Origin of the sequence: Spiractinospora alimapuensis, from assembly GCF_018437505.1 — a bacterium.
In the GTDB taxonomy this organism is placed as follows: domain Bacteria; phylum Actinomycetota; class Actinomycetes; order Streptosporangiales; family Streptosporangiaceae; genus Spiractinospora; species Spiractinospora alimapuensis.
The window spans coordinates 4,352,026-4,364,009 of the sequence record NZ_CP072467.1; the positions used below are offsets into that span (position 1 = coordinate 4,352,026).

The window sequence follows — 11,984 nt, forward strand, 5'->3', positions numbered from 1 at the left end:
ACGTGAGAGAGGTGGATGTGGCGTGCCAAGAGTCGTGATCCTGGGTGGTGGCCCCGGAGGATACGAGGCCGCTCTCGTGGCGGCGCAGCTTGGCGCCACGGTGACGGTTGTCGACCGGGACGGCATCGGTGGGGCGTGTGTGCTCACCGACTGCGTTCCCTCCAAGACCATGATCGCGACGTCGGTGCGTACGAGCTACGTTCGTGACGCCGGGCAGCTCGGGATCGACATCGGGTGCACGCCCGAGGAGGCGGAGACCGGGCCGCGGGTGCGGATCAACGCCCGCGAGGTCAACGAGCGCGTGAAACGGCTGGCGACCGCCCAGTCCGTGGACATCGCCGACCGTCTCGCCGCCCAGGGCGTGGAGATCATCCGTGGCGAGGGCCGACTGGTCGAGCCACACGTGGTCGAGGTCGACGGCCGCCGGATCCACGGTGACACCGTCCTGATCGCCACCGGCGCCCACCCCCGGGAACTCCCCAGTGCGAAGCCGGACGGCGAACGCATCCTGACCTGGCGGCAGCTCTACGACCTGGAGAGCCTGCCGGAGAAGCTGATCGTGGTCGGATCGGGTGTCACCGGCGCGGAGTTCGCCAACGCCTACCAGGCCCTGGGGTCGGAGGTCACACTCGTCTCGTCCCGGGACCGGGTGCTGCCCACCCAGGACGCCGACGCCGCCGCCGTCCTCGAGGACGTCTTCCGTCGGCGCGGCATGAAGGTCCTCGGCAACTCCCGGGCGGAGGCGGTCGAGCGGGCCGGCGACGGGGTCGTCGTGCGGCTCGCGGACGGCTCCTCCATCGAGGGCAGCCACTGCCTCATGACCGTCGGCATGATCCCCAACACGGCCGACATGGGCCTGGAGGACGCGGGCGTGACCGTCGACTCGGGCGGCTTCATCGAGGTGGACCGGGTTTCCCGCACCTCGGCGCCCGGTGTGTACGCGGCCGGCGACGTCACTGGGGTGAACATGCTGGCCTCCGTCGCCGGGATGCAGGGCCGTATCGCCATGTGGCACGCCCTGGGCGAGGCAGTGACGCCCCTGAAGCTGTCCACCGTCGCGGCGACCGTGTTCACCAACCCCGAGCTCGCCAGCGTCGGCGTCACCGAGGCCGACGTGACCTCCGGCAAGGTGGACGCCCGCATCGCCCACCTGCCCCTGGAGACCAACTCCCGCGCCAAGATGCACGGCACCCGCGACGGCTTCGTGAAGCTGTTCTGCCGTCAGCACACGGGCATCGTCCTCGGCGGAGTGGTCGTGGGCCCACGGGCCAGCGAGCTCATCACCGCGGTGTCCGTCGCCGTACAGCAACGCCTCACCGTCGACGACCTCGCCCACACCTTCGTCGTCTACCCGTCCCTCTCCGGCAGCGTCACCGAGGCGGCGCGCCGGTTGATGAAGGCCACCGACGACTGACGAAACCCCGTCGCGCCGCGCGGCGCTGACTGGGGGTCGCTCGCCGGATCGGGCTGACCCTGCGTGGGCCTTTCCGCCGCGACGACCTCGACGGGTTCGCCTCACCCACGTTTCGGCCCGGTTCCGGGCGATACGAAAGCGGCGCCTCCCCGGTGGGAAGGCGCCGCTCGCAGGTGCGTGGGGTGGGTCAGAAGTCGAATCCGCCGAAGTCTCCGAAGTCGCCGAACCCGCCGCCGTCCATGTCACCACCCATGTCGCCGCCCATGTCACCGCCGCCGTCCATGCCGGCGCCCATCATGCCGGCACCCATCATGGACCCCATCATCGAGCCCATCATCATGCCGGAGAACATGCCCATCATCATGCTCATGCCGAAGTAGCCACCCGCGTAGGGGGAGAAGGCCGGGCCGGCGTCGTAGTACGGCCGGCGCTCGCCGTTGACCTCGACCATGCGCACGTCGGGGTCACCGCCGGACATGACCGCTCGGGAGCAGTTCTCGCAGGCCGGGACCATTCGGGCGGTGCCTCCCGGCGGGGCCCAGTTCACGTCCTGGCTGGAGGGGCCGTGCTGGGGGTTGAAGAAGCAGGGGGAGCGGCGCTCGGGCACCGTTTCCCCGTTCATCCGGGCCCGGGTCGCCGTCATGTAGTAGCGGCCGTCCTCGAGCGCGTTGGTGATCTCCCGAACGTCGTCGGGCTTCTTGATCGTGTCCAGCGCGGACTTGGCCCGGTCGTAGGAGTCCATCGCCTTGGAGTAGTCCTCACGGGTCGGGTCGTCGACCTTGCTGAGGTCCACGTCCAGCCGTGCGACGTCCTCACCCAGGCGCGTCACGTCCTCCGACGCCATGCGCTTGATGTCCTCGAGCTCCTTGGCCTCGCGGGCCAGGCGCTTCCGGTTGGAGCTGTACATGTAGTAGCCGCCCCCGGCCACCGCGACACCCAGCAGGCCCAGCAGCGCCAGGCCCGGACCGGAGATCGGCCCCGACGTCGCCTGCGCGTCCGCGACGTCCGCGAACTCCACCAGCGCGTCGATCTGGTTCCCACTGGTCTGCTGGTACGCACGCTCGGTGGCCTGCTCAGCCTGGCCCAGGTCCCGCTCACCCAACTCGGTGGAGTAGGCGGCGAATCCCTGCGAGCCGGCGAACATGGCGTAGTTACCGTCGCCCACATCATCGGCGACCTCGGACAGGAACGCGTTCGCGCTCGACTGCGAGCTGAAGGTCTCCGATGGGAGGAAGACGAAGTACGTATCGGTTTCCGCCTCGTCGGCGGCAGAGCGCAGTGCGTCCAGCTCGGCTTCGGGGAAGACGTCGGTGATGCTGTCCTCGACGTAGACCGCGTCGCTGTTCAGGGACTGCGCGACATCACTCGCGGCCGGCGCGTCGGCGGCGGCGGGGGATGCGGCCGCGAACACGGCCAGCACTGCCGTGGGCAGTGCGAGGAAAACAAGTCGGCGCCTCATGGTTCGTTCCTCTCGCCTCGCTCTCTGTGTGCCTGACGAACGAGTGCCGGCGAAAGTTCCCGAGAGTGCCATCCGACACAGGAATCACGGCCTGTGGCGGCGTCGGAACCCTCGAGGAGACGCCCGAGACCGAGGGTCGTGCGGTGGGCGGGCACGGATGAACGCCGTGCCCGCCCACCCGTCACACGTCCTTGATCTCGCAGACCACGGCGCCGCTGGCGACCGAGTCCCCGGCGGCCAGCGAGAGGCCCGACACCACGCCGCCCCGGTGGGCGCTCAGTGGTTGCTCCATCTTCATCGCCTCGATGACAACGACCGGGTCACCCTCGGCGACCTGCGCACCGTCCTCGGCCACGACCTTCACGACCGTTCCCTGCATCGGGCTCACCAGGGCGTCGCCACTGGCCGCCGCGGTCGTCGCCGCCGAACGCTTGCGTCGGCGCGGGGCCCCGGCGGGCTCCGCCCCGCTCGCGCCGGCCAGGGACGCCGGCAGCACGACCTCGACCCGCTTGCCGCCGACCTCGACCGTCACGTGCTGGCGCGGAGCCTCCTCCTCGGGCGGTTCCTGGGTTCCCCCGTACGGTGGGATCTCGTTGTGGAACTCCGACTCGATCCACCGGGTGTGGACGGAGAACGGCGCGTCGGGGTCCGAGGGAAGGAACGCGGGGTCGGTCACCACGGCCCGGTGGAAGGGCAGGACGGTGGGCATTCCCCCGACCTCGAACTCGGCGAGCGCGCGGCGGGCCCGCTGGAGGGCCTCTCCACGCGTGGCCCCGGTGACGACCAACTTGGCGATCATGGAGTCGAAGGCCTGGGGCACCGTGAAGCCCGGCTCACAGCCCGTGTCCACCCGGACGCCGGGGCCGCCGGGCAGCCGGAGTTCGGTGATGGTGCCCGGAGCGGGCAGGAAGTTGCGGCCCGGATCCTCGGCGTTGACGCGGAACTCCACCGAGTGGCCCCGCGCCGGCGGGTCGTCGTAGCCCAGCGGCTCGCCGTCAGCCACCCGGAACATCTCCCGCACCACGTCCACCCCGGTGACCTCTTCGGTGACGGGGTGCTCCACCTGGAGCCGGGTGTTGACCTCAAGGAACGAGACGGTGCCGTCCTCGCCGACGAGGAATTCGCACGTACCCGCGCCCACGTAGCCGGCCTCCCGCAGGATGGCCTTGGAGGCGTCGTAGAGGAGAGTGACCTGAGCGTCGGTCAGGAACGGGGCGGGGGCCTCCTCCACCAGCTTCTGGTGTCGGCGCTGCAGCGAACAGTCACGGGTGGACAGCACCACGACGTTGCCGTGGGCGTCGGCGAGGCACTGCGTCTCCACGTGCCGTGGCCGATCCAGGTACCGCTCCACGAAGCACTCGCCGCGTCCGAAGGCGGCGACCGCCTCCCGGACCGCCGACTCGTACAGGTCCGGCACCTCCTCCCGGGTGCGCGCGACCTTCAGCCCCCGGCCACCGCCACCGTAGGCGGCCTTGATGGCGATCGGCAGGCCGTGGGTGTCCACGAAGTCCACGACCTCGTCCACACCGGACACCGGCTCCGGGGTACCCGCCACCAGCGGTGCGCCCACCCGCTGCGCGATGTGCCGGGCCCGTACCTTGTCCCCGAGGTCGCGGATCGCCTGCGGAGGCGGTCCGATCCAGGTCAGGCCGTGGTCCAGCACCGCCTGGGCGAAGTCGGCGTTCTCCGCGAGGAAGCCGTAGCCGGGATGCACCGCGTCCGCCCCCGAGGAGGACGCGATCCCGAGGATCTTCTCGACGTCGAGGTAGGTCTCCGCGGCGGTCTCCCCACCCAACGCGTAGGCCTCGTCGGCGAGCTTCGCGTGCAGGGCGTCCCGGTCGGGGTCGGCGTAGACCGCGATGCTGCCCAGTCCGGCGTCGGCACACGCGTGCGACCCGCACCGCGATCTCGCCGCGATTGGCGATCAGGACCTTACGCACCGGTGGTTCCGCCTTCCTGATGCGACGCGGCCACACGGCCGCGCTGTGGACACAGTCTCGAGAGTTGGGAGGATCCGGAGCGGGTCATCGTGACCGTCCGCTCGCCCGCCACGCGCCGGGCCCCGGACGTAGCGGCTCCCGCACCCGCGCGGCCGGACGTCCCCAGGCCGACCGGGGTGACGGGGAACCTGTCGGCGTGGACGAGGCGCGGGCGGAGAGTACGGCCACCAGGGCCGCGATCTCCTCGGGTGTCGGGGCGCCGCGCACCACCCGCAGCAGCGGTGGGGTGGGAGCGTGGGCGCTCTGGTCGTCGCCGCTCACAGGGGGATGTTCCCGTGCTTCTTGGGCGGAAGCGTCTCCCGCTTGTTGGCGAGGCTGCGCAGCGCGCTGGCCACCGACGCCCGGGTCTCCGACGGCATGATGACCGCGTCGACGTATCCCCGCTCGGCGGCGCTGTAGGGGTTGAGCAGCGTCTCCTCGTACTCCTGGACGAGTCGCGCCCGTTCGGCCTCCACGTCCTGGGCCTCGGCCAGGGTGCGCCGGTGCAGGATGTTGACCGCGCCCTGCGCCCCCATGACCGCGATCTGCGCCGTCGGCCAGGCGAGGTTGATGTCGGCCCCCAGGTGCTTGGAGCCCATGACGTCATAGGCGCCCCCGTAGGCCTTGCGCGTGATCACCGTCACCAGCGGCACCGTGGCCTCGGCGTACGCGTAGAGCAGCTTGGCGCCCCGCCGGATGATCCCGTTCCACTCCTGGTCCGTACCGGGCAGGAATCCCGGCACGTCCACCAGGGTGAGCACCGGCACGTTGAACGCGTCGCAGGTGCGCACGAATCGCGCGGCCTTCTCCGAGGCATCGATGTCCAGGGTGCCGGCCAGGCTCATCGGCTGGTTGGCCACCACCCCGACCGGATTGCCCTCCACCCGGCCGAATCCCACCACGATGTTCGGCGCGTAGGCGGCGTGGACCTCCAGGAAGTCCTCCTCATCGAGGATGTGCTCGATGATCGTCCGCATCTCGTAGGGCTGGTTGGCGGAGTCCGGGATGAAGGTGTCGAGGTCGGTGTCGGCCTCGTCGGAGGCGACCCCCACGGCGGGGAACGCGGGCGGGTCCTCGAGGTTGTTGGACGGCAGGAAGCTCAGCAGGCCCTTGACGTACTCGAGGGCGTCGGCCTCGTCGGTGGCGTTGTAGTGCGCCACCCCGGACGTCGCCGCGTGCGTGGCGCCGCCGCCCAGCTCCTCGAACTCCACGTCCTCACCCGTCACCGTCTTGATGACGTCCGGTCCGGTGATGAACATGTGCGAGGTCTGGTCGGCCATGACGATGAAGTCGGTGATGGCGGGCGAGTAGACGGCGCCGCCGGCGCACGGCCCCAGCACGAGTGAGATCTGCGGGATGACGCCGGAGGCGTGCACGTTGCGCCGGAAGATCTCGGCGTAGAGCCCGAGGGAGACGACCCCTTCCTGGATCCGCGCGCCGCCGGAGTCGTTGATCCCGATGACGGGGCACCCGGTCTTCAGCGCGTGGTCCATCACCTTGCAGATCTTCTCGCCGAAGACCTCCCCCAGCGAGCCACCGAACACGGTGAAGTCCTGACTGAACACCGCCACCGGACGTCCGTCGACCGTGCCGTACCCGGTGACGACCCCGTCCCCGTAGGGCCGCTGGTTCTCCTGGCCGAAGTTGGTGGACCGGTGCCGCGCGAAGGCGTCGAACTCGACGAAGGAGCCAGGGTCGACCAACGCGTCGATCCGCTCCCGCGCCGTCATCTTCCCCTTGGCGTGCTGCTTCCCGATCGCGTTCTCGGATCCCGCGTGGACTGCTTCATAGCGGCGCCGCCGAAGGTTAGCGAGTTTTCCCGCAGTGGTGTGCGGATCGATCTCGCCCGCGGCAGGCGGCTCAGGAGCTTGCGTTGCCATGGCAACTCAGCCTAGCCCCGGCCCCAGAATCCGTGGTGAGCCGGGAGCGCTTAACAGCGGCGTGTTGAGGCCGCGCAACCCGTTGCCTCACGAGCCCCCACGCGGTAGTCATATGACGGAACGCCGCCCGCAGGCCGAACGAGAGACCAGCGGTCCGATATGTCTGATTTTCGAGAAGTAAGGAAATCCGGCACTTACCAGTGGTAAATGCGCTGGTCAGTAAGTGTCTGCTCCCCGCGCGCGGGGATGGTCCCACGGCGCGGACGCTGGCCCGTTGGGCCCGCGAGTCTGCTCCCCGCACGCGGGGATGGTCCGCCACGACCAATCGATTCCGCGTCAATTTCCAGTCTGTTCCCCGCACGCGGGGATGGTCCCTCCTCAGATCACGAAGCAAGGAGGCGCAATCCGTCCGTTCCCCGCACGCGGGGATGGTCCCGCGGTCGACCACGCGCACGGTAAGTACTTGGTGTCCGTTCTCCGCACGCGGGGCTGGTCCCCGGGCCACCCGGAGTACCACCGGCGCCAGCGCGTCCGTTCCCCGCACGCGGGGATGATCCCGGAACCCCGATCAGCCGCAGCAGCAGCATCCAATCCGCTCCCCGCGCGCAGGGGTGTAACGACGGCCAGGGGGCGGTGTACATGGTGTAAGTCCGACCCAGGGGGATGTCCCGCGCGCACCGGTTCCGCCGTGGGTGCGCGAGCGCCGTTGAGGCGCCGCACCGTGTACCCCGGGGCGCGACGGGGGGAGGGGGCAGGATCTAGGCTTGGGGCTATGACAGCCTGGAGTGTTGAACGCGACACCGCACGTCAGGAGATGCCGGAGGAACTGCGCGGGGACGTGCGGTTGCTTGGGGAGATGCTGGGTACGGTGATCGCGGAGTCCGGTGGCGCCGACCTGTTGGAAGACGTCGAACGGCTTCGGCGCGCCGTGATCGGGGTGCGGGCGGGGACCGTCGAGGACTCCGAGGTCACGGAACTGGTGTCGTCGTGGCCGCTGGAGCGGGCGGATGCGGTGGCGCAGGCGTTCACCGTGTACTTCCACCTGGCGAACCTCGCGGAGGAACACCAGCGCATCCGGTCGCTGCGGGAACGTGACGACGCCGAGCGGCCCGCTCGCGAGTCGCTCGCCGCCGCGGTGCGCGACATCCGGGCCGAGCACGGCGAGGAGCGCCTCACCCGGCTGGTGCGGGGGATGGAGTTCCACCCCGTACTCACGGCGCACCCCACCGAGGCGCGCCGTCGTGCCGTCTCGACGGGGATCCAGCGGGTCAGCGCCCACCTCGACGCGCTGCGGGACGCTCACCCGGGCAGCTCCGCCCAGGCCGAGGCCAGCCGGCGGTTGCTTGAGGAGATCGACCTGCTGTGGCGGACCACCCAGTTGCGCTACACCCGGCTGGATCCGCTGGACGAGGTCCGCACCGCGATGGCCGCGTTCGACAACACCATCTTCTCCGTTGTCCCCGAGATCTACCGCACGTTGGACACGGCCCTTGACCCGGCGAACGTGGGGCGGCGCCCCGCGCGCACCGGGCCGTTCGTCCGCTACGGGACCTGGATCGGTGGCGACCGGGACGGTAACCCCAACGTGACCCACCAGGTCACCCGCGAGGCCATCGGTATCCAGGCCGAGCACGTGCTGCGCGCGCTGGAACGCGCCTGTGGTCGGATCGGGCGCACCCAGACGGCGGGGACGGCGTTCACCCCCGCCAACGAAGGACTGCGCGCCGCGCTTGCGGCCGCCGAGGCCGCTGACCCCCGGCTGTTCGCGGAGGTCCAGAAGCGGTCCCCGCAGGAACTGCACCGGCAACTGCTGCTCTTCGCCACCGAACGGCTGCGGGCCACCCGCGAACGTGACGCCGACCTCGCCTACCCCGGGCCGGAGGAGTTCCTCGCCGACCTGCGTACCGTGCAGGCGTCCCTGGCGGAGGCGGGTGCGCCGCGCCAGGCCTACGGAGAACTCCAGCACCTGATCTGGCAGGCCGAGACGTTCGGCTTCCACCTGGCCGAGATGGAGATCCGCCAGCACAGCGCCGTGCACGCTCGTGCCCTGGCCCAACTCCGCAACGGTGAGGAGCCGAATGAGGAAACCCAGGAGGTTCTCGCCACCATCCGCGTGATCTCCTGGATCCAGGAGCGCTTCGGTGTGGACGCCTGCCGGCGCTACATCGTGAGCTTCACCCAGAGCGCGGAGGACCTGGCGGCCGTCTACGAGCTCGCCGACCACGCGCTTCCGGGCGGCCGGCCACCCGTTCTGGACGTGATCCCGCTGTTCGAGACGGGAGCCGACCTCGAGGCCGCGACCGACGTCCTCGACGGGATGACGCGCCTGCCCCGCGTACGGGAGCGGCTGCACCAGACCGGCCGCCGGCTGGAGGTCATGCTCGGCTACAGCGACTCGGCCAAGGACGTCGGCCCCGTGAGCGCCACCCTCCTGCTGTACGACGCGCAGGAACGCCTCACCCGATGGGCGCGGGACAACGACATCACCCTCACCCTGTTCCACGGTCGTGGTGGCGCCCTCGGTCGGGGTGGCGGGCCGGCGAACCGGGCCGTGCTGGCCCAGGCGCCCGGCTCGGTCGACGGCCGGTTCAAGGTGACCGAGCAGGGGGAGGTCATCTTCGCCCGCTACGGCCACCGGGCGATCGCGCACCGCCACGTGGAACAGGTGGGGCACGCGGTGCTCATGGCCTCCACCGGCAGCGTGGAGCAGCGCGCCGAACGGGCGGCCGAACGGTTCCGTGCCACAGCCGACCAGGTGGCGCGGGCGTCCCGCGACGCCTACCGCGCACTGGTCGACACCGAGGGATTCGCCGAGTGGTTCTCCCGGGTGAGCCCCCTGGAGGAACTGGGCGACCTCCGACTCGGCTCACGCCCCGCCCGCCGCTCCGCCGCACGGGGACTGGACGACCTGCGCGCCATCCCCTGGGTGTTCGCCTGGAGCCAGACCCGGGTCAACCTGCCCGGTTGGTACGGACTGGGCAGCGGCCTGGCCGCGGTCGACGACCGCGACGCCCTGCGCGACGCCTACCGGGAGTGGCCGCTGTTCGCCTCCCTGCTGGACAACGCGGAGATGAGCCTCGCCAAGACCGACCGTACGATCGCCCGCCACTACCTCGAACTCGGCGAGCGTCCCGACCTCACCAGCCGGGTCCTGGAGGAGTACGACCGCACCCGCGACCTGGTGCTGGACGTGGCCGGACACCAGCGACTCCTGGAGAACCGCCAGGTCCTCTCCCGCGCGGTGGACCTCCGCAACCCCTATGTCGACGCCCTGAGTCACCTGCAACTGCGGGCGTTGAAGGCCCTGCGCGCCAAGGACGGTGACGACGGCGAAACCCCCGAGGAACTGGAACGTCTGCTCCTGCTGTCCGTCAACGGTGTCGCCGCCGGCTTGCAGAACACCGGGTAGCCGACGCGGCGGCGCCCCGATCCGAAGGCGGGGCGCCACACCTGACCGCGAGGAGGACCGCCCGGTCGACGACGACCGACGGGCGGGAGAAGGGGAGCGACGTGCGAATGACCGGGCTGACGCCCCTGGACGGGGAGGCGTTGCGTTCGGCGACGGTGTACCCGGGCGGACTGTGGCGGGACCTGACCGTGGTGGACGCCACCGGGTCCACCAACACCGACCTGGTGGAGCGGGCCCGCGAGGGTGCGCCCGAGGGGACCGTGCTCGTCACGGAACACCAGCAGGCGGGCCGTGGTCGCCTGGACCGTACGTTCGTCACTCCGCCGCGCGTTGCCCTCACCTTCTCGGTCCTGTTGCGTCCCGAGGTGCCGCCGACCCGGCTCGGCTGGCTGCCCCTGCTCATGGGGCTGGCGGTGGTACGAGGAATCGCCGAGGTCAGCGGCCTGCCCACCTGGTCCCAGCGGGGGAAGGGCGGCACAGGTCACGGCGCGGCATTGGGTCTCAAGTGGCCCAACGACGTGCTGGCCGGGCCACCCGACGACGAACGCAAGCTTGTCGGCATCCTCGCCGAAACGGCGACCGTCGGCGACACCCCGCCCGCGATCGTGGTGGGCGCCGGAACCAACGTGCACCAGAGCGCCGAGGAGCTCCCCACCCCCCGAGCGACGTCGCTGTGGGAGCAGACCGGCGAGCACGTCGACCGTGGCCGTCTGCTGCGCGCCATCCTGGCCGCGCTGGCTGAGGAGTACACAGCCTGGGTCGACGCCGCCGGCGACCCCGAACGCTCCGGGCTCGGGGACCGCTACCGCGCCGAGTGCTCCACGCTCGGCCGTCCGGTCCGGATCCACCTGCCGGCCGGTGGGAACGTCGAGGCCACGGCGCGCGACGTCGACGCAGGGGGACGCCTCGTGGTCAGCCGTGACGACGGCGGCAGCGAGACCTTCAGCGCCGGGGACATCGTCCACCTGCGCTGAGGGAGCGCGACCCCTGGGCGGGGGTGCCGGCCGCGTCGTCGACGCCGAGCCCGGCGCGGACAGGGAGCCCGCAGCACGGGGCACTCCTGGTGGCGGCGTGCGCGGGGGTGTGCGGGCAAGGCACACACGCGGGTGGTCAGGAGCCGCGGGAGACGAGCCCGCCGAGGTTTCCGTCGATCAACGAGGGCCGCTCGGGGGCCCGCTCGCCACGATTCCAGTTCGCGGGGTGCGCGGCGTGTGGGGGCGCACGAGCAGTGTCCCCGCGCGGGGAGCGGACCTACAGCGGGCCGGTGGGGAAGGTGGGGCCGGAGGCCCAGTTGGGAACATCCCCGCGCGCGGGGAGCAGACAGCGTCGCAGGGCACCTGTTCCCTGTCGCCTTGGACCATCCCCGCGCGGGGAACAGACCTGGATCGCCTTCGGGATCGAGGCTGGTACGTGGGACCACCCCCACGCGTGCGGGGCAAGGATCCCCCTGGGTGCCCCACGGTGCTTCTCCAGCGGAACCCCGCGGACCGATGGGGTATCTGAGCGATGGTGACCACCGACGTCCCAGCCGGCCCCAGGCACCCGAACCCGTGGGGGTGTCGGCGCTCGTCCTGGCTGGAGTGGTGGGTTTTTCTGGGCTTGGCCGCGCGGGGCGTACTCGTGACCGTTGGCGGTCGGGTCACCGCGTTCGGTCCGCCACCGCGCCACGTGTACTAGAGGCCGTGCGCCCATGGGCCCCAGGCCAGGATGACGCCGCATGCGTGCCCTCCCGTTACTCCTCCCGACCCCAACGTGTACCTGGCGGGGGCGGAGCCCACCCAGCCTCCACGGAGGCCCGAGACGCGGGCTCTTCCGGGCCGGGAAGCCCCGCCGCATCCCCCTG

General features: G+C 71.0%; 6 protein-coding genes and 1 pseudogene. 3 read left to right on the forward strand and 4 right to left on the reverse strand.

The features are described 5' to 3' along the window. Positions 1–22: 22 nt before the first annotated feature. Entirely contained in the window at positions 23–1,414 is a 1,392-nt protein-coding gene (locus tag J4H86_RS20335; RefSeq protein ID WP_236539501.1) for an NAD(P)H-quinone dehydrogenase, read from the forward strand. 187 nt (positions 1,415–1,601) lie between these two features. Here the strand turns inward: J4H86_RS20335 and J4H86_RS20340 are convergent, their stop codons facing one another. From J4H86_RS20340 to J4H86_RS20355, 4 genes and pseudogenes are all read right to left on the reverse strand, one after another. Continuing rightward, on the reverse strand, positions 1,602–2,873 hold the full coding sequence (locus J4H86_RS20340; protein WP_236539503.1) for a chemotaxis protein CheA: 1,272 nt from the start codon (positions 2,871–2,873) through the stop codon (positions 1,602–1,604). Between the two features lie 181 nt (positions 2,874–3,054). Then, positions 3,055–4,813, reverse strand: a pseudogene (locus tag J4H86_RS20345) (acetyl/propionyl/methylcrotonyl-CoA carboxylase subunit alpha). An 84-nt stretch (positions 4,814–4,897) separates the two neighbouring features. Beyond that, positions 4,898–5,134, reverse strand: coding sequence for an acyl-CoA carboxylase subunit epsilon (locus J4H86_RS20350; RefSeq protein ID WP_236539505.1), 237 nt, complete (start codon positions 5,132–5,134; stop codon positions 4,898–4,900). Next, positions 5,131–6,732, reverse strand: a complete 1,602-nt coding sequence (locus J4H86_RS20355; RefSeq protein WP_236539507.1) for an acyl-CoA carboxylase subunit beta — start codon at positions 6,730–6,732, stop codon at positions 5,131–5,133. Before J4H86_RS20355 ends, J4H86_RS20350 begins: the two co-directional genes overlap by 4 nt. A gap of 814 nt (positions 6,733–7,546) precedes the next feature. Here J4H86_RS20355 and J4H86_RS20360 point away from each other — a divergent pair. Both J4H86_RS20360 and J4H86_RS20365 read left to right on the forward strand, forming a co-directional pair. Next, positions 7,547–10,141 (forward strand): phosphoenolpyruvate carboxylase, encoded by a 2,595-nt coding sequence (locus J4H86_RS20360; RefSeq protein ID WP_269134593.1) that lies wholly within the window; start codon positions 7,547–7,549, stop codon positions 10,139–10,141. Between the two features lie 107 nt (positions 10,142–10,248). Beyond that, a complete protein-coding gene (locus J4H86_RS20365; RefSeq protein ID WP_236539509.1) occupies positions 10,249–11,115 on the forward strand; it encodes a biotin--[acetyl-CoA-carboxylase] ligase in 867 nt (288 codons plus the stop codon). Positions 11,116–11,984: the final 869 nt, after the last annotated feature.

What these genes read in the sequence shown, in the direction of transcription:
- J4H86_RS20360 (WP_269134593.1), top strand. Translation starts at nt 7,547, where the DNA reads ATGCCGGAGGAACTGCGCGGGGACGTGCGGTTGCTTGGGGAGATGCTG.
- J4H86_RS20340 (WP_236539503.1), bottom strand. Translation starts at nt 2,873, where the DNA reads ATGAGGCGCCGACTTGTTTTCCTCGCACTGCCCACGGCAGTGCTGGCC.
- J4H86_RS20365 (WP_236539509.1), top strand. Translation starts at nt 10,249, where the DNA reads ATGACCGGGCTGACGCCCCTGGACGGGGAGGCGTTGCGTTCGGCGACG.
- J4H86_RS20355 (WP_236539507.1), bottom strand. Translation starts at nt 6,732, where the DNA reads ATGGCAACGCAAGCTCCTGAGCCGCCTGCCGCGGGCGAGATCGATCCG.